General features: G+C 71.2%; 16 protein-coding genes and 1 pseudogene. 10 read left to right on the top strand and 7 right to left on the bottom strand.

Going from position 1 to position 18,009, the window contains the following annotated elements; genetic code table 11:
- Positions 1–177 precede the first annotated feature (177 nt).
- The 7 genes from rpsU (at position 178) to BW996_RS08315 (ending at position 4,724) form a co-directional block, all read left to right on the top strand.
- Positions 178–390: a 30S ribosomal protein S21 gene (gene rpsU, locus BW996_RS08285; protein WP_037482088.1), complete on the top strand. Its 213-nt coding sequence runs from the start codon at positions 178–180 to the stop codon at positions 388–390.
- Between the two features lie 108 nt (positions 391–498).
- Entirely contained in the window at positions 499–945 is a 447-nt protein-coding gene (locus BW996_RS08290) for a GatB/YqeY domain-containing protein (RefSeq protein ID WP_037482086.1), read from the top strand.
- 53 nt (positions 946–998) lie between these two features.
- Positions 999–1,346, top strand: coding sequence for a protein tyrosine phosphatase family protein (locus BW996_RS08295; protein ID WP_037482085.1), 348 nt, complete (start codon positions 999–1,001; stop codon positions 1,344–1,346).
- Positions 1,347–1,355: 9 nt separating this feature from the next.
- Entirely contained in the window at positions 1,356–2,819 is a 1,464-nt protein-coding gene (locus BW996_RS08300) for a cache domain-containing protein (protein WP_051631932.1), read from the top strand.
- A complete protein-coding gene (locus BW996_RS08305) occupies positions 2,797–3,411 on the top strand; it encodes a response regulator transcription factor (RefSeq protein WP_037482082.1) in 615 nt (204 codons plus the stop codon). Before BW996_RS08300 ends, BW996_RS08305 begins: the two co-directional genes overlap by 23 nt.
- Positions 3,412–3,447: 36 nt before the next feature.
- A complete protein-coding gene (gene queF / locus BW996_RS08310; RefSeq protein ID WP_051631931.1) occupies positions 3,448–4,326 on the top strand; it encodes an NADPH-dependent 7-cyano-7-deazaguanine reductase QueF in 879 nt (292 codons plus the stop codon).
- Positions 4,327–4,337: 11 nt separating this feature from the next.
- A complete protein-coding gene (locus BW996_RS08315; protein ID WP_037482079.1) occupies positions 4,338–4,724 on the top strand; it encodes an ArsC family reductase in 387 nt (128 codons plus the stop codon).
- A 19-nt stretch (positions 4,725–4,743) separates the two neighbouring features.
- On the opposite strand, the gene BW996_RS08320 is transcribed toward BW996_RS08315, so the two are convergent.
- On the bottom strand, positions 4,744–5,901 hold the full coding sequence (locus BW996_RS08320; RefSeq protein ID WP_037482144.1) for a DNA alkylation repair protein: 1,158 nt from the start codon (positions 5,899–5,901) through the stop codon (positions 4,744–4,746).
- 112 nt (positions 5,902–6,013) lie between these two features.
- Between BW996_RS08320 and BW996_RS08325 the strand changes: the two genes are divergently transcribed.
- On the top strand, positions 6,014–8,404 hold the full coding sequence (locus BW996_RS08325; protein WP_076458841.1) for a penicillin-binding protein 1A: 2,391 nt from the start codon (positions 6,014–6,016) through the stop codon (positions 8,402–8,404).
- Here the strand turns inward: BW996_RS08325 and BW996_RS22100 are convergent.
- Positions 8,375–8,818 (bottom strand): annotated as a pseudogene (locus BW996_RS22100) (hypothetical protein); the annotation flags it as partial. The gene BW996_RS08325 and the pseudogene BW996_RS22100 overlap by 30 nt on opposite strands.
- Before the next feature lie 16 nt (positions 8,819–8,834).
- Here BW996_RS22100 and BW996_RS21900 point away from each other — a divergent pair.
- Positions 8,835–10,247, top strand: coding sequence for a CapA family protein (locus BW996_RS21900; RefSeq protein ID WP_241461970.1), 1,413 nt, complete (start codon positions 8,835–8,837; stop codon positions 10,245–10,247).
- Here the strand turns inward: BW996_RS21900 and minE are convergent.
- The 4 genes from minE to BW996_RS08355 form a co-directional block, all read right to left on the bottom strand.
- The gene (gene minE, locus BW996_RS08340) at positions 10,238–10,501 is read right to left on the bottom strand and encodes a cell division topological specificity factor MinE (protein ID WP_037482075.1); all 264 of its coding nucleotides are present in this window, start codon (positions 10,499–10,501) and stop codon (positions 10,238–10,240) included. The two genes, BW996_RS21900 and minE, sit on opposite strands and share 10 nt — an antisense overlap.
- Before the next feature lie 4 nt (positions 10,502–10,505).
- Positions 10,506–11,321 (bottom strand): septum site-determining protein MinD, encoded by an 816-nt coding sequence (gene minD / locus BW996_RS08345; protein WP_037482072.1) that lies wholly within the window; start codon positions 11,319–11,321, stop codon positions 10,506–10,508.
- A 65-nt stretch (positions 11,322–11,386) separates the two neighbouring features.
- Positions 11,387–12,199 carry a septum site-determining protein MinC gene (minC, locus tag BW996_RS08350; protein WP_037482069.1) on the bottom strand — a complete coding sequence of 271 codons (813 nt, stop codon included), beginning with the start codon at positions 12,197–12,199 and terminating at the stop codon, positions 11,387–11,389.
- 143 nt (positions 12,200–12,342) lie between these two features.
- Positions 12,343–14,202: an ABC transporter ATP-binding protein gene (locus tag BW996_RS08355; RefSeq protein ID WP_037482066.1), complete on the bottom strand. Its 1,860-nt coding sequence runs from the start codon at positions 14,200–14,202 to the stop codon at positions 12,343–12,345.
- A 116-nt stretch (positions 14,203–14,318) separates the two neighbouring features.
- On the opposite strand from BW996_RS08355, the gene BW996_RS22105 reads away from it, so the two are divergent.
- Positions 14,319–15,428: a hypothetical protein gene (locus tag BW996_RS22105; RefSeq protein WP_051631930.1), complete on the top strand. Its 1,110-nt coding sequence runs from the start codon at positions 14,319–14,321 to the stop codon at positions 15,426–15,428.
- A 19-nt stretch (positions 15,429–15,447) separates the two neighbouring features.
- On the opposite strand, the gene BW996_RS08365 is transcribed toward BW996_RS22105, so the two are convergent.
- Entirely contained in the window at positions 15,448–17,847 is a 2,400-nt protein-coding gene (locus BW996_RS08365; protein WP_051631929.1) for a YgiQ family radical SAM protein, read from the bottom strand.
- Positions 17,848–18,009: the final 162 nt, after the last annotated feature.

Consider the following 18,009-nt stretch of genomic DNA (forward strand, 5'->3'; position numbering starts at 1 on the left):
GGCCGCAGCGGCGCCGGACTGGCGCGGTGCTACACTCGCGGATTCGCCACTGCCTGCAAAACTGGGCTACAATCCGCGGCTTTGCTGGCAAAGAAGTCCGTTCGAGTCGACGACATCTGGGTTTTCCGGAAACCCCGCGCCGGCCACCGAGGACACAACCGAAGGATCCTTCAGTTCATGACGACCATCCGAGTCAAGGAAAACGAGCCGTTCGACGTCGCCCTGCGTCGCTTCAAGCGCACGATCGAAAAGCTGGGCCTGCTGCCCGAGCTGCGCGCCCGTGAGTTCTACGAGAAGCCGACCGCCGAGCGCAAGCGCAAGAAGGCTGCCGCCGTCAAGCGCCACTACAAGCGCGTGCGCTCGATGCAGCTGCCCAAGCGCCTGTACTGATCGGCAGGGTCCGCCACCTCGGCGGATACCGTCCCGTCAGACACTGCCAGAACCCGCACGGGACGCCGTTGCGGGTTTTGTCGTTTTCAGACCATCAAGGAATTCACCATGAGCCTCAAGGACCAGATCACCGCCGACATGAAGGACGCGATGCGCGCCAAGGACAGCGAGCGCCTGGGCACCATCCGCCTGCTGCTGGCCGCGGTCAAGCAGAAGGAAGTCGACGAGCAGATCACGCTGGACGACGCCGCCGTCGTGGCGGTCGTCGATCGCCTGATCAAGCAGCGCAAGGACTCGATCAGCCAGTTCACCGCCGCCGGCCGCACTGACCTGGCCGACAAGGAATCGGCCGAGCTGAAGGTGCTCGAGGTCTACCTGCCGCAGCGCCTGAGCGCCGAGGAGATCGACGCTGCGGTGCAGGCGATCGTCGCCGGCCTGGGCGCCACCGGTCCTGGCGCGATGGGCCAGGTCATGGGCGCGGTCAAGCAGCAGCTCGCCGGCAAGGCCGACATGGCGCTGGTGTCGGCTGCGGTCAAGCGCGCGCTGGCCAGCTGACCCGCTTCACGGCCTGCACGGTCTTCTCCACTCCCGCTTCAGCGAGGTTTCCGATGAGCACCACCCTGCCGATCCAGCAAGTCGCCCCGGACTTCTGCGTGGCACCGCAGCTGACCCCGGCCGCGATGGCCGAGGCCGCCGCCGCGGGCTTCCGCAGCGTCATCAACAACCGCCCGGACTTCGAGCACGGCCCGGACCAGCCCACCAGCGCCGAGATCGCGGCGGCCGCGCAGTCGACAGGCCTGCAGTACGTGCACCTGCCGGTGGCCGGCGGCTACCAGAGCCCGGAGGAGATCGCCCGCTTCGCGGAGCTGCTGGCGACGCTGCCTCGGCCGATCCTGGCCTTCTGCCGCAGCGGCGCCCGCGCAACCCGGCTCTACGTCCAGGCCACCCAGGCCTGAGCCTGAGCGATGTCGGCCGTCCCCGCTGCCGATCCGATCGGGCCGCGGCGGCTGCGCCGGCGCATCCTGCTGCTGGCGGTCATGCCGCTGCTGGCGGCGGTGGCGGTGATCGCGCTGGCAGTGCGCTCGCAGGCGCAGGATCTGGCGAGGCAGGAGCGGGCGCTGGTCGAGACCGCCTACCTCGCCAGCAAGGAAGCCGAGCTGCGCCACCATGTCGAGATGGCGATGAACATGATCCGCCCGCTCTACGACAGCGGGCGCGACGACGAGGCCACCCGGCAGGAGGCGATCCGCATCCTCAACGCCTTCGACTACGACAACGGCGACGGCTACTTCTTCGCCTACGACTACAGCGGCCGCTGCCTGGTGCTGCCGCACCAGCCCGAGCTGGTCGGCCAGAACCTGTGGGAGGTGCGCGACCGCGACGGCCAGCCGGTGGTGCAGGCCCTGATCGCCAAGGCGCGCGAGGGCGAAGGCTATTTCCGCTATGTCTGGAACAAGCCCAGCGCCCGCGAGGTCGCGCCCAAGCTGGGCTATGTCGTCGGTCTGCAGCGCTGGGGCTGGATGGTCGGCACCGGCATCTACCTCGACGACGTGCAGGCCACGCTGGACGCGCTGGAGCGCCAGGGGCGCGCCAACATCGACAAGACCACCGGCTGGATCGCGATCATCGCGCTGATGGCGCTGGCCCTGGTGGGCGGCAGCACGCTGGCGATGAACCTGGGCGACCACCGCGCCGCCGATGCGCAGCTGCAGCAGCTGGCGCGCCAGGTGGTGCAGTCCCAGGAAAGCGAGCGCGCCCACCTCTCGCGCGAGCTGCACGACGGCACCGGCCAGACGCTGGTGTCGATCAAGCTGCTGCTCGACAGCAGCATGGAGCAGCTGCGCGGCGAGCACGGCCGGGTGCCGGTGGCGCTGGAGCGCGCCCGCGGCCGCATCGAGGAGGCCCTGGCCGAGGTGCGCGACATCTCGCACCGGCTGCGCCCGGTGGTGCTCGACACGCTGGGCCTGCCCAGCGCGCTGCGCCACCTCGGCGAGGAATTCGCCGAGCATGCGCAGATGGCCTTCTTCATGCGCATCGGCGGCCGCGAGCGCGATCTGCCCGAGGCGGTCAACACCGTGCTGTTCCGCATCACCCAGGAGGCACTGACCAACATCGAGAAGCACGCCGAGGCCAGCCGTGTCGATCTGCGGCTGATCTACCTCGGCGGCGAGGTGCGGCTCACGGTGGCGGACGACGGTCACGGCTTCGACGCCGAGCGCATCCAGTCCGACCCGCGCCGGGGCATCGGCCTGCTCAACATGCACGAGCGCGTCGAGGCCATCGGCGGCGTGTTGCGGGTACAGTCGCGCCCGGGCTCGACCCGCGTCGTCGCCCAGATCGGCGCCGACGCCATCCGCCGGCTGGCGTCGCCAGCCCCTGTCCTTCACCCGCCCTCCTCCCGATCCGATGCGCATCCTGATCGTCGATGACCACCCGCTCGTGCGCGAAGGCGTGCGCACGCTGATCAACCACCAGAGCGGCCTGGAGGTCGTCGGCGAGGCGGCCGATGCCGACAGCGCGCTCGAGGCGATCGCGCGGCTCGAGCCTGCGCTGGTGCTGACCGACATCGGCATGAAGCAGGTCAGCGGCATCGCGCTGGCCACGCAGATCCGCGAGCGCTGGCCGGCGATCCAGGTGATCGTGCTGAGCATGTACGACAACCCGGACTATGTGCACCAGGCGATGCAGGCCGGCGCACGCGGCTATGTGCTGAAGGACGCGCCCTCGTCGGACATCGTCGACGCGATCCGCGCGGTGGCTGCCGGCGACACCTTCCTGAGCGCCAGCCTGTCGCGCCAGAGCGCACGCAGCGACGGCCCGCGCCCGATCCTGTCCGAGCGCGAGGCCGAGATCCTCGCCTGCCTGGCGCGCGGGCTGTCGAGCAAGCAGATCGCCGCCGAGCACGACCTGAGCGTGCGCACCGTCGAGACGCACCGCCAGAACATCCGCCGCAAGCTGCGCATCGAGGGCCAGGCCGAGCTGATCCGCTACGCGGTCGAGCACTGCCGCACCGCCGGCTGAACGCCCGGGACGGAGCGCGCCGCTACCATTGCGGCCATGAGCGACACCCCCTCCTCCCCGTCCCCGGCCCGCGACCCGAGCGGCTCGCTGCTGGGCAAGACCGCCAGCTACCGCGCGACCTACGCGCCCGAGCTGCTCTATCCGATCTCGCGCACCCCGAAGCGCGAGGAGATCGGCCTGACGGCCGAGCGCATCGCCGCCGGGCGCCTGCCCTTCATGGGCGCCGACCTGTGGACCGCCTACGAGCTGTCGTGGCTGACGCCGCGCGGCAAGCCGCAGGTGGCCATCGCCACCTTCACCGTGCCCTGCGACTCGCCCTGCATCATCGAGAGCAAGTCCTTCAAGCTCTACCTCAACAGCTTCAACATGACCCGGGTGGAGTCGCCCGAGGTGCTGCGCGAGATGCTGGTGCGCGACCTGAGCGCCGCGGCCGGCGCCCGCGTGGGCGTGCGCCTGGTGCTGCCGGAGGACTTCGACGCCCAGCCGATCCACGAGCTGTCGGGCGTGCTGCTCGACCGCATGGACATCGACTGCGGCCATTACGGCCCGCCCTCGCCAGAGCTGCTGACCGCCGCCTTCGACGAGCAGCCGGTGACCGAGACGCTGACCTCGCACCTGCTCAAGAGCAACTGCCTGGTCACCGGCCAGCCCGACTGGGGCAGCGTGCAGATCAGCTACACCGGCCCGCAGATCGACCAGGAGGGGCTGCTGCGCTACCTGATCAGCTTCCGCGAGCACGACGAGTTCCACGAGCAGTGCGTCGAGCGCATCTTCACCGACCTCCTGGAGCGCTGCCAGCCGGTGCGGCTGCAGGTCTACGCGCGCTACACCCGCCGCGGCGGCCTGGACATCAGCCCCTGGCGCACCAGCCATCCGGCGACGCTGCCGGCCAACGTGCGCACCGCGCGCCAGTGAAGGACGCGACGATGCGGAACCCCGCGCTCCGCGTGCTGACGCTGCACGGCATCCCGAACTGCGACACGGTGAAGAAGGCGCGCGCCTGGCTGGCCGCGCAGGCGCCGGCCGCCGGCGTCGATGTGCTTTTCCACGACTTCAGGAAGCAGGGCGTGCCGCCCGAGCTGCTGGCTCAGGCCGGCGAGGCCCTGGGCTGGGAGCGGCTGATCAACCGCAGCGGCACCACCTGGCGCCGGCTCGACGAGGCCGAGCGCGCGGCCGTGACCGACGCCGCCTCGGCGACCGCGCTGATGCAGGCCCAGCCCAGCGTGATCCGCCGCCCGCTGGTGCGCTGGCCGGACGGCCGCTTCAGCGTCGGCTTCGACGCGGCCGACTTCGCCGCGCGGCTGGCCCGCTGAGCGGGCGCCCGGCCGCGGCTCACCCGTCGGTCAGCAGCTCGAAGCCAGCCTCGGCCAGCGTCTGCCCGTTGACCTGCAGCGTGATGCGGTGCCAGCCCGGGTGGTAGCGCCGCGTGCTGATTGGGCGCAGCGCGTGGCGGCGCGTCAGCACGCGCGCCTCGCCCGGCGCCAGCGTCAGGGTCCAGCCCTTGAAGACCTTCGGCGAGGCGCGGCCGTCCGCCTTCACATGGTGGACCGCATAGTCGATCACCAGCGGCTGCGCCGACCCGGCCTGCGACTGCAGCCCGACGCGCAGCTCCACCGCCTCGCCCAGCGCGATCGCGCCAGGCCGCAGCGTGAGCGTCGCGCGCCCGGCCAGCGGCTCGCCCTGGCCCCAGGCGGCCAGCACCTGCGGGTGGCCGGCCTTGATCAGCGTGCGGCTGGCGTGGCGCAGCAGCGCGCGGCGCGGCGCCGGCGCCTGCGGCAGATGCGTCTGAAGCCAGCGCACCAGCTGCTCCGGATGGTCGCGGGACAGGTCGTTGAGGTGATTGGCGACCGAGCGGCGCACATAGGCGCTCGTGTCATCCTGAAGCCGCGCCAGCAGCGGCAGCGTCGGCGAGGGATCGCGGATCAGGCCCTGCAGCCGCCGGCCCCAGGGCAGGCGCGGCCGGCTGCCCTCGCTCACCAGCCGGCGCACATGCTCGCTCGGATCCTCGCACCAGGCGGCCAGCCGCGCCCAGGTCCGCTCCGGATGCGCCTCGATGAAGGGCCGCAGCGCCCATTCGGCGGTAAAGCGCTGCGTCATCGCGTGCAGCGCGTCGAGCGCACGATCGGGCGCATGCAGGCCGCAGCGCGCCACCCAGTCGGTCAACGGCCACACCGCCCAGCCCGCCAGGCCGGCGGCCGGATCAGCCGGCCCGCGCGGCGCCTCTCCCCAGGGCAGCAGGCCGGGTGGCGCCAGCGCCGCCTCCAGCGCGTCGCAGGCCGCTGCGAAGTCCTCGGCCAGCACCTGCTGCAGGTGGCGTTCGAGCACCGCCGACAAATGCTGCACGCGGGCCTTGAGCTCGAGCGCCGCCAGCCCGGTGCGGGCCTCGCGCTCGAAGGCGTGGCGATCCAGCCCGGGCAGCACCCGCGCCAGATGAAATCCGATCTGTGCGACGGCCACTTCGTCGAGCAGGTTCCTGAAGGCTTCGGCCATGATCGCAGCATAGCAACCCATGCCTTGGCCGAGGTCGGGAAGCGGTACAGGCGGTTACAGTGCTCAGCTTGCATCGTTTCACCATCGAGAGGTCCGGGCTCGCCCGTCTGTCGTGACGAAGAAGTCTCTCGTCCTGTCCTGCCGCCGCATCCTGCTCACCCTGGCGGTGCTGTTCACGCTGCTGCTGCTGGCCGGCTCGGCGGCGGTCGCGATCGCGGTGGCCCGGCTGTGGCCGCAGCTGCCCGCGCTCGACCGGGTGCTGCACTACCAGCCACAGCAGCCGCTGCAGGTCTTCACCGCCGACGGCGTGCCGATCGCCCAGTTCGGCGAGGAGAACCGCGAGTTCGTGCCGATCGCGCAGATCCCGCCGCTGCTGCAGCAGGCGGTCATCGCGGTCGAGGACCGGCGCTTCCTGCGCCACCCTGGCATCGACCCGATCGGCATCGCGCGCGCGATGCTGGCCAACCTCGGCGGCGAGCTGCGCGAGGGCGGCTCGACCATCACCCAGCAGGTGGCGCGCAATTTCTTCCTCAACCAGGACCGCACGCTCGAGCGCAAGCTGCGCGAGGCGCTGCTGGCGCTGCGCATCGAGCGCGAGCTCGACAAGCCGCGCATTCTCGAGCTCTACCTCAACCAGATCGACCTGGGCCAGCGCAGCCACGGCTTCGCCGCGGCGGCGCGGACCTATTTCGGCAAGCCGCTGCAGGCGCTGACGCTGGCCGAGACCGCGATGCTCGCCGGCCTGCCGCAGAACCCGGCCTGGGCCAATCCGGTGGTCAACCCGGAACGCGCACGCACCCGGCAGCGCCAGGTGCTGCAGCGCATGGAGCGCGACGGCCTGATCAGCGCCGCGCAGCGCGCCAGCGCCGAGGCCGAGGTGCTGGTGGTGCGACGCCCCAGCCAGACCGAGGTCCAGGCCGGCCATCTGGCCGACATGGCGCGGCGCTGGGCGGCGGCGCGGCTGGGCGAATCGGTCTATGCCCAGGGCTACCGGATCTACACCACCGTGACCGCGGCCGAGCAGCGCGCCGCCCATGCCGCGCTGCGCCAGAGCCTGATGGCCCAGGAGCGCACTCGCCCCTGGCGCGGCCCGGAAGGTCAGGAAGATCTGCCCGAAGGCGTCGAGGGCAGCGCGCTCGACCGCATCGCCGCGCAGGCGCTGCGCGACCGGCGCGATGACGAGGATCTGCGTCTGGCGGTCGTGACCACGGTGCGGGTCGACGGTCTGGAGGCGCGGCTGGCCGACGGGCGGGCGGTGGCGCTCGGGCCGATCGGCCTGCAGCGCCTGCACGAGGCGCCGCCGGGCACGCCCGCGCTGCGCCGGGGCGCGGTGATCCGGCTCGAGCGCCTGCAGCGCGAGGATGGCGGCACCTTCTGGAGCCTGGCGCAATGGCCGCAGGCCGAGGGTGCGCTGGTGGCGCTGGATCCGGTCGACGGTCGGGTGCGCGCGCTGGTCGGCGGCTTCGACCATCACCGCAGCGCGCTGGACCGGGCCACCGCGGTCTGGCGGCCGGCCGGCTCGGCGCTGCAGCCCTTCATCGATTCGGCCGCGCTCGAGCACGGGGTCATGCCCGACAGCCTGATCAGCGACGCGCCGCTGCCCGAGGAAGGCACCACCCTGACGCAGGCGCCAGCCGGCGAGGCCCGGGTGCTGACGCTGCGCCAGGCCCAGCTGATCGACGCGCGCCATGCCGCCGTGCAGCGGCTGCGGCATGTGGGCATCGACACGACCCGCGACTGGCTGGAGCGCTTCGGCTTCGACCGCGACCGGCTGCCCAGCGACCTGACCCTGGCCTCCGGCCAGGCGGGCACCACGCCGATGCAGCTCGCCCGCGCCTACAGCGTGCTGGCGCGCGACGGCGGCGATCCGGTCGCCCCCAATTTCGTCGACCGCATCACCGACGCCTCCGGCGTGGTGATCTACCGCCCGCCCGCGCTGCCCCCGCATGATCCCGGCCAGCGGATGGTGCCGGCCCGCAATGCCTTCCTGATGGGCACGCTGCTGAAGGATCACCTGCTGGCCGGCCAGGCCGCGCCGGTGCTCGACCGGCTGCAGCGCCCCGACCTGTTCGCCCGGGCCGGTCGCTCCGACCAGGGCGACGGCTGGTTCGCCGGCTACCAGCAGCGGCTGGTCACGGTGACCTGGATCGGCCGCGCCGCCACGCTGGCGCCCGATGCCGGCGCCTTCGACCCGGTCGCGCTGGCACGGCAGAGCTGGATGGACTTCATGGCCAGCGCGCTGGCCGGCAGCGCCATCGCGCCGGCCCCGCCGGTGCCGGCCGGACTGCAGCCGGTCGGCGAGGACTGGCGCTATGTCGAACAGGCCGAGGAGCCCGCGCCGAGCTACATCGGCGCGCTGCCACCGGACTCAGCGGTAGAGATCGCGCGGATCGTCCATCGCCGCGGCCGAGAGCACCCGGCCGTCGAAGTCGAAGGTCACGCGGAAGATGCGCCGCGTCGGGCCGTCCTGCCAGCGCCAGTCCCAGACCTCCTCCTTCTTTAGCGCATAGGCCTCCTTCAGCGCCGGCGGGCCGAGCTGCTCGCGCACCTGCTCGACCGTCATGCCGGGGCGGATCTGCGCGAAGCTCTCGGGCTGCAGCAGCTGGCGCAGCTGCACCAGCCGGCCATCCGTGCCGATCGTGGCGACATGGTTGGTCGATCCCTCGGGCTGGGCCGAGAACTCCAGCCGGCGCAGGCCGTCAGGCCGCACCTGGATCGTCACCGGCGTGCCGAACTCGCGCAGCACCTCCTGCTCGGTGGCCTGACCCGGCTGCAGCCGGGCCTCGCGCTGTGCATCGCAGCCCGACAGCGCCCAGGCCAGCGCCAGCCCGAGCCCCAGCCCGAGCACCCGGCCGCCCCGGATCGCCGACGACAGTGCGAAGATGCGCGCCGCCCGTTGCGTGATGCCTGCGCCCATAATGAAGATCCTCCCGATGACAACGACGATGCCGATGATGATGGCCCGGTCTGCCCGCCGGGCCGCCCTGCTGCTGACCGCCAGCGCTCTGGCCGGCGCGGCCGGTGCCGCGCCGCTGGTGCGCTGCCATGTCGACTATGGCGGCGAGACCCGCGTCGTCGAGCTTGACGAGCGCGCCGAGGCGCTGGCCACGCCGACGCAGCCGGTCGGATCCTACTTCCTGTGGCGCGCGGTGCTGCAGCGTGACGGCCGCCGGATCGAGCTGCGCATCGACACCGATGCCGACCGCGACGCCGAGCAGTCGCCGCTGCCGCTGCACCAGGGCCGCTTCCGGCTGCCGGAGCGTGTCTCGGCCGCTGCGGCCGACGGCGGCTTCACCGGCTGGCAGCGGGTGCATGAGCCGCTGCGCGACGGCGAGCTGCAGTACGCCTGCGAGCGCACCGCCACGCCGCTGCCACCACCGCCCCGGCCAGCGGCAGCTCCGCGCCCGGCCCGGCGCGCCGCCCCCGACGCCCGCGTGCGCCTGATCTTCGCCGGCGACCTGATGCTCGACGACGGGCCGGGGCGGCTGATCGCCGCCGGCGGCGACCCGCTGGCGCCCTTCGACGCGCTGCTGCGCCAGGCCGACGTGCGCATCGGCAACCTCGAATGCCCGGTCGCCACCCGCGGCACGCCGCTGCCGAACAAGATCTACAGCTTCCGGGCCGAACCGGCGACGCTGCGGGTGCTGCAGGGCCGCTTCGACGCGCTGTCGGTGGCCAACAACCATGCCGGCGACCAGGGCCCGGCGGCCTTCGTCGAGACGCTGGAGCGGGTGCGTGCGGCCGGCATCACGCCCTTCGGCGGCGGGCGCGACCTGCGCGAGGCGCACCGGCCGCTGTGGATCGAGCGCGCCGGGCTGCGCATCGCGCTGCTGGCCTATGACGAGTTCAAGCCGCGCAGCTTCCGCGCCGGCCCGTCCACGCCCGGCGTGGCCTGGAGCGACGACGCGCAGGTGGTGGCCGACATCCGCGCCGCACGCCAGGCCGGCGCCGACGTGGTGATTCCCTTCATGCACTGGGGCTGGGAGCGCGAGCCGGAAGCGGGCGAGCGACAGCGCCGCCTGGCGCGGCGCATGATCGAGGCCGGCGCCAACGCGGTGGTCGGCGGCCACCCGCATGTCACCCAGGGCGCCGACCTGGTGGCCGGCCGGCCAGTGGTCTGGAGCCTGGGCAACTTCGTCTTCGACGGCTTCGAGGACTTCGCGCCAGCACGCCGCGGCTGGCTGCTGCGCATGACGGTGGATGCACAGGGCGTGCGCGACTGGGACACGGTGCAGGCCGACATCGACCTGCAGGGCACGCCGCATCCCGACCTGCAGGCCTGGACACCGTGCGGACGGCGCGGCGTCGGCACGGTGCTGCGCTGCCAGGCCGGCGCTCAGCGCTGAGGCGACTCGGGCAGCTCGATCTTGACCTCGAGCACCTCGAGGTTGTCATGGCGCTCGAGGTGGACCTTGACGTCGTTCGGATGGATCGCGACGTACTTGGTCACCACCGCCAGCAGCTCGCGCTGCAGCGCCGGCAGGTAGTCGGGGCTGGAGCTGCGCGAGCTGCGCTCGTGCGCCAGGATGATCTGCAGCCGCTCCTTGGCCACCGTCGCGGACTTCTGCTTCTCGCCGAGCATGAAGGAAAGAAACCCCATCGGGTCACCTCGCGCCGAAGAGCCGCTTGAAGAAGCCGGGCTTGACGACATCGATGAAGCGCATCGGCTTGTCCTCGCCGAGGAAGCGCGCCACGACGTCCTTGTAGGCCTCGGAGGCGTCGCTGCCGTTCATGTGGATCACCGGCACGCCCTGGTTGGAGGCCTGCAGCACCACCTCGGACTCCGGGATCACGCCGATCAGAGAAATGCGCAGGATCTCGTTGATGTCGGCCAGCGACAGCATCTCGCCGCCCTGCACCCGGCTCGGGTTGTAGCGGGTGATCAGCAGATGCTCCTTGACCGGCTCGCGGCCCTCGATCGCGCGCAGCGTCTTGGAGCTGAGCATGCCCAGGATGCGGTCGGAATCGCGCACCGAGGACACCTCGGGATTGGTCACCACCAGCGCCTCGTCGGCGAAGTGCATCGCCATCATCGCGCCGGTCTCGATGCCGGCCGGCGAGTCGCAGACGATGTACTCGAAGCCCTGCTCGGCCAGCTCCTGGAAGACGCGGCCGACACCCTCCTTGTTGAGGGCCTCCTTGTCGCGGGTCTGCGAGGCCGCCAGCACATGGAGGTGCTCGCAGTTCTTGTCCTTGATCAGCGCCTGGTGGAGATTGACCTCGCCGTTGATCACGTTGATCAGGTCGTACACGACCCGACGCTCGCAGCCCATGATCAGGTCGAGGTTGCGCAGACCGACATCGAAGTCGATCACTGCGGTCTTGTGCCCCCGCATCGCCAGCCCCGACGCGAAGCTTGCGCTGGTCGTGGTCTTGCCGACTCCACCCTTGCCGGAGGTCACTACGATGATCCTGGCCATCCGTCGTGGTCCTTTCTTCGTCTTTGTCTGTTGTCGTTGTCCCGCCTGCAGCCCTTGTGGGGGCTTCAGGCCTTGATGGCCTCGATGACCAGCGTGTCACCGTCGAGCCGGACCTGCGCGGCCTTGCCGCGCACCTCCGCCGGCAGCGGCGGGTCGGTGGTCTGGTAGATGCCGGCCACCGAGATCAGCTCCGGCTCCATGCAGGTCGAGAAGATGCGGGCGCTGATGTCGCCGGTCGCACCGGCGATCGCCTTGCCGCGCAGCGGCGCGTAGACATGGATGCTGCCGTCGGCGATCACCTCCGCGCCGTGGCTGACCAGCGCCAGCACCACTAGGTCGGCATTCTTCGCGTAGACCTGCTGGCCCGAGCGCAGCGGCCGGTCGACCACCAGCAGCGTCGGCACCGGCACCGCCGGCTCGTCCTCGGACGGCGTGTCCGCATCGGCGGCGTCCGCCGCGGTCTCGATCGGCGCGACCGGCTCAGGCTCAGGTTCAGGCACCACCGGCTCCGGCGGCGGCGCGACCCGGGCATGGGGCAGGTCGGCGCCGGAATCGGGCGCCTCGCACAGGCCGGCTTCCAGCGCCGCCTCCAGCTGCTCGGGCGAACCCGAGCGCACCGCCACCGGCACCATGCTGTAGCGCCGCAGCAGCGCGGCCAGACCGGCGAAGTCGACCAGCTCGACCTGATCGCGCACATGCGTCAGGTCGATGACGACCGGATCGCGGTTGAAGAAGTCGGCCGACGGCGCGATGCGCGCCTCGAACTGCGCCTCCAGCTCGTCGAGACGGGTGGTTCGCAGCACCAGCGCGACCAGCGCCAGCGAGGCGCTTTTCAGGTCGAAGGCGTTCGACGGATTTGCCGGGGAGGATGCGGCCATTGTGGAGAGCGAGTCGGTACCGTCTGGTGATCGATTTATGAAGAAACCTGCAGGAACGAGTGTACCCACGCACCACCGCCCCACCCGCCGGGATCAACCGGAACTTGAGGACGAATTACCGGATAAATCCGGACGCCGATACATCAGGTTTCATTTTCACCCAGAAAACCGCCACTCTGCCGCGCCCAGAGTCGGGCATAGAGCCCGCCGCGCGCCAGCAGCGTGGCGTGATCGCCCTGCTCGACGATGCGGCCGCGGTCGAGCACCACCAGCCGGTCCATCGCCGCGATGGTCGAGAGCCGGTGCGCGATCGCCACCACCGTCTTGCCCTGCATCAGCGTGTCCAGGCTGGCCTGGATCGCCGCCTCGACCTCGGAGTCGAGCGCGCTGGTGGCCTCGTCGAGCAGCAGGATCGGCGCGTCCTTCAGGATCACCCGGGCGATGGCGATGCGCTGGCGCTGCCCGCCCGAGAGCTTGACGCCACGCTCGCCGACCTGCGCGTCGTAGCCGCTGCGCCCGGACGGGTCGGAGAGCTGGCGGATGAAGCCGTCGGCCTCGGCGCGGCGCGCGGCCTCGATCATCTCGGCGTCGCCCGCGTCCGGGCGGCCGTAGAGGATGTTGTCGCGCACCGAGCGGTGCAGCAGCGAGGTGTCCTGCGTGACCATGCCGATCTGCGCGCGCAGGCTGTCCTGGGTGACGGCGGCGATGTCCTGACCGTCGATCAGGATGCGCCCGCCCTGCAGGTCATGGAAGCGCAGCAGCAGGTTGGTCAGCGTCGACTTGCCCGCGCCGGAGCGCCCGACCAGGCCGACCCGCTCGCCCGGACGGATGTGCAGGTCCAGATCGCGGATCAGCGGCGCGTCGGTCGCGCCGCCGTAGCCGAAGGTGACCTGCTCCAGCCGGATCTCGCCGCGCGGCACCGCCAGCGTGCCCGCGCCCGGCCGGTCGACCACCCGGCGCGGCTGCGACAGCGTGGCCAGGCCGTCCTGCACCGTGCCGATGTGCTCGAACAGGCCGGTCATCTCCCACATCACCCAATGCGACATGCCGTTCAGGCGCAGCGCCATCGCGGTGGCCGCCGCCACCGCGCCGATGCCGACCTGGCCCTGGCTCCACAGCCACAGCGTCATGCCGGCGGTGGCGGCGATCAGACCCATGCTCAGCAGATGGTTGACGATCTCGAACAGGCTGACCAGGCGCATCTGGCCGTGCACCGTGACCAGGAAGTCGCCCATCGCGCTGCGGGCGAAGTCGGCCTCGCGCCGTGCGTGCGAGAACAGCTTGACGGTGGCGATGTTGGTGTAGGCGTCGCTGACCCGGCCGGTCATCAGCGAGCGCGCGTCCGCCTGCGTGCGCCCGACCCGCGCCAGCCGCGGCACGAACCAGGCCACCGAGGCCGCATACAGCAGCAGCCAGACCCCGAAGGGCAGCAGCAGCCAGCGGTCCAGCCCGCCGGCCAGCAGCGTCATCGTCACGAAGTAGATCGTCACGAAGACCAGGATGTCGGTCAGGATGAAGGTGGTGTCGCGCACCGCCAGGGCGGTCTGCATCACCTTGGCCGCGACCCGGCCGGCGAACTCGTCCTGATAGAAGGCCAGGCTCTGGCCGAGCATCAGCCGGTGGAAGTTCCAGCGCAGCCGCATCGGGAAGCTGCCGGCCAGCGTCTGGTGCTTGAGCATCGTCTGCAGTGCCACCAGCGCCACGCTGCCCAGCACGATGGCCAGCAGCAGCAGCAGGTCGGTGCGGTGGGTGTGCCAGAGCCCGGCCGGATCGGCCTGGCCGAGCGTGTCGACCACCGTGCCGAGCGCGCCGAACATCCAGGCCTCGAAGGCACCGATCAGCGCGGTGCACAGCGCCATCACCAGGATGTGGCCGCGCATGCCGGCGCTGCTGTCCCAGACGAAGCGCCACAGCCCGGGGCGCGGCGGCGCGATTTCCTCGGCAGGAAACGGATCGACCCGCCGCTCGAAGGCCTGAAAGAGGGCCCGAAAAACGAAAAACACGTCTTGCTTCTCTCTGATACGCGCCAGTGGCGGATTGTGCGACCGGGAAACGGTCCTTACCGGGCCCGACGCCATGAACACAGACACTTGCGGCGAGCCCCGGAACAATGGCTCCCATGATGAAGAACACCGCCCCCACCTCCGCCGCCCTGACCGATGCGCCGATCGATGCCCCGATCGCCGTCGGCCCTGTCGAAGCCCTGACACACACCGCCTCGCAGCGGCGCCAGCTGCTGGTGGCGCTGGCCGCGCTGGGCGGCGCCCCCGGCCTGTGGCCGGCCCGCGCCGAGGCGCAGACCGTCACCCCGGTCTACGGCAGCCTGAAGGGCGCCAGCCTGGGCAACAACGCCGCGCTCAACGGCGCCCTGCCCTTTCCGGCCGGACAGGCCTTCAACACCGACATCTCGAAGGCGGCGGTCGATCCGGGCTCGGCGGCCATGATCGCCAGCATCGGCAGCACCGCGAGCCTGCGGCCGGACTTCGGCTCGGGCACCTGGGACGGCGGCCCGATCGGCATTCCCTATGTGGTGGTCTCGGGCAGCCAGGCCAAGGTGGCGATCCGCTTCACCGCCTATGCCTCGGAGAGCGAGCCCGGCCCCTACCCGGTGCCGCGCACCGCGCCGATCGAGGGCGGCGCCAGCAGCTCGGGCGATCGTCATGTGATCGTCATCGACCGCGACAACAACCGCCTGTACGAGCTCTACCGCGCCTTCCCCAACGCCGACGGCAGCTGGTCGGCCGACTGCGGCGCGGTCTTCCACCTCGACAGCCTGACGATCCGCCCGACCGCCAAGGCCGGCTGGACCAGCGCCGACGCCGCCGGCCTGCCGATCTTTCCCGGCCTGGTGCGCTACGACGAGGCGATGCGCGGCGCCGGCGGCATCCGCCATGCACTGCGCTTCACCGTGCCGAAGACCCGCAAGGCCTACGTGCCGCCGGCGACGCACTGGGCCTCCAGCAGCACCAGCACCGCGCTGCCGCCGATGGGCGCGCGGCTGCGCCTGAAGTCGACCTTCGTGATCCCGAGCACCTTCAGCAACGAGGCCAAGGCCATCCTGACCGCGCTGAAGACCTACGGCATGTTCGTCGCCGACCATGGCAGCGCCTTCTACCTGAGCGGCGCGCCCGACGAGCGCTGGAACAACAGCCGCCTGATCACCGAACTGAAGACGGTCAAGGGCAGCCACTTCGACGTGCTGACGCTGACCGGCCTGGTCAAGGGCTGAGGCCTGGTCGGCCTGCGCCTCAGCGCGGCCGGCGCTTGGCCGTGCCGGTGGCACGCGGCGGCAGGCCGGTGTGCTGGGTCAGGATCGTGCCGGGCTTCGGCGCGGCCTTGGCCGCGGGTGCCGCCTGAGCGCGGCTGCCCGGCACGAGGATCTTCGGTCCCGCCGGCGCCGCGCCGCTCTTCGCGCCGGCCTTGGCCACCGGCCGGTTCGGCGCCGCCTTGACGCCGACCGGCGTCGAGTTCTTGCGCCGCGCGCTCTGGTAGCTGCCGTCGGTGGCGGGCTGGAAGGTCGGAATCAGGTGGTGCTTGCCGTTGCCGATCAGGTCGGCACGGCCCATCTCCTTGAGCGCCTCGCGCAGCAGCGGCCAGTTGTTCGGGTCGTGGTAGCGCAGGAAGGCCTTGTGCAGCCGGCGGCGGCGCTCGCCGCGCACGATGTCGACCTTCTCGGCGCGCGCGGCGTCGCGGCTGATGCCCTTGAGCGGGTTCAGCCCCGAGTGGTACATCGCCGTCGCGGTGGCCATCGGGCTGGGGTAGAAGGTCTGCACCTGGTCGGCGCGGAAGCCGTTCTCCTTCAGCCACAGCGCGAGGTTCATCATGTCCTCGTCGCGGGTGCCGGGGTGGGCGGCGATGAAGTACGGGATCAGGAACTGCTTCTTGCCCGCCTCCTCGCTGAACTTCTCGAACAGCGCCTTGAAGCGGTCGTAGGTGCCGATGCCCGGCTTCATCATCTTCGACAGCGGCCCGCTCTCGGTGTGCTCCGGCGCGATCTTCAGGTAGCCGCCGACATGGTGGCTGACCAGCTCGCGGATGTACTCGGGCGACTTCACCGCCAGGTCGTAGCGCAGCCCCGAGCCGATCAGGATCTTCTTGATGCCCTTGAGGTTGCGCGCGCGCTTGTAGATGCGGATCAGCGGCGCGTGGTCGGTGCGCAGGTTGGTGCAGATGTCCGGGTAGACGCAGGACGGCTTGCGGCAGGCCGCCTCGATATCGGGCGACCAGCAGCCCAGCCGGTACATGTTGGCCGTGGGGCCGCCCAGGTCGGAGATCACGCCGGTGAAGCCCTTGACCTTGTCGCGGATCTCCTCGACCTCGTGGATGATCGAGTCCTCCGAGCGGCTCTGGATGATGCGGCCCTCGTGCTCGGTGATCGAGCAGAAGGTGCAGCCGCCGAAGCAGCCGCGCATGATGTTGACCGAGAAGCGGATCATCTCCCAGGCCGGGATCTTGGTCGCGCCGTCGTGGCCGCCGTGCTCGTCGGCGTAGCTCGGGTGCGGGCTGCGCGCGTAGGGCAGATCGAAGACCTGGTCCATCTCGGCCATCGTCAGCGGGATCGGCGGCGGGTTGATCCAGACGTCGCGCTCGCCGTGGCGCTGCACCAGCGCGCGGGCGTTGCCGGGATTGGTCTCGAGGTGCAGCACCCGGCTGGCGTGGGCGTAGAGCACCGGGTCGGACTTGACCTGCTCGTAGGACGGCAGCCGGATCACGGTGCGCTCGCGCGGCGGCAGCTGGATGCGGCCGGACAGCGCCCGCGCCGACGGCACGATGCGGATCGGCTGCGCGCCGTCGGCCGCCGGGGCGTCGCCGGACGCCTTCGCGCAGGTCGTGCCCTGCTCGGCGGCCTGCTCCTCGGTGGTCTGGTAGGGGTTGATGAAGGCGTCGATGCGGCCCGGCCGGTCGACCTCGGTCGAGTCCAGCTCGAACCAGCCGGCGGCCGTCGCATCATCGGTGCGGCGCAGGAAGGCGGTGCCGCGCACGTCGGTGATGCGCTCGACCGGCTCGCGCGCGGCCAGGCGGTGCGCGATCTCGACGATGGCGCGCTCGGCATTGCCGTAGAGCAGCAGATCGGCCTTGGCGTCGACCAGGATCGAGCGGCGCACCTTGTCCTGCCAGTAGTCGTAGTGCGCGATGCGGCGCAAGCTGGCCTCGATGCCGCCGGCGATCACCGGCACGTCCTTGAAGGCCTCGCGGCAGCGCTGGGTGTAGACCAGCGTGGCGCGGTCCGGGCGCTTGCCGGCCACGCCGCCGGGCGTGTAGGCATCGTCCGAGCGGATCTTCCGGTCGGCGGTGTAGTGGTTGATCATCGAATCCATGTTCCCGGCGGCCACGCCGAAGAACAGGTTCGGTCGGCCCAGCGCCCGGAAGGGCTCGGCCGAGTTCCAGTCGGGCTGCGCGATGATACCCACGCGGAATCCCTGGGCCTCCAGCGTGCGGCCGATCACCGCCATGCCGAAGCTCGGATGGTCGACGTAGGCGTCGCCGGTGACGATGATGATGTCGCAGGAATCCCAGCCGAGCTGGTCCATCTCGGCGCGGCTCATCGGCAGGAAGGGCGCGGTGCCGAAGCGTTTCGGCCAGTACGGACGGTACTGGTTCAGCAGCTTCGGGGGGCTGGGCGGCGCGGTCAGGGTGGAGGCGGTCACGGGTCGGGCCCTCTCGGCGGATCTGGCGGGGCGAAGGGGAAACCCTCCATTGTCGCCGCAGTCCGCCTCGAGCCGCCAGCCGGACCGCCGAAGGCCACAGACAGCGACGGATTCAACCGCCTTGACCATCATCAAGGCCGATCACGTCGCCCGACATACCAT

This window comes from Sphaerotilus natans (genome assembly GCF_900156335.1).
GTDB classification, from domain to species: Bacteria; Pseudomonadota; Gammaproteobacteria; order Burkholderiales; family Burkholderiaceae_C; genus Sphaerotilus; species Sphaerotilus natans.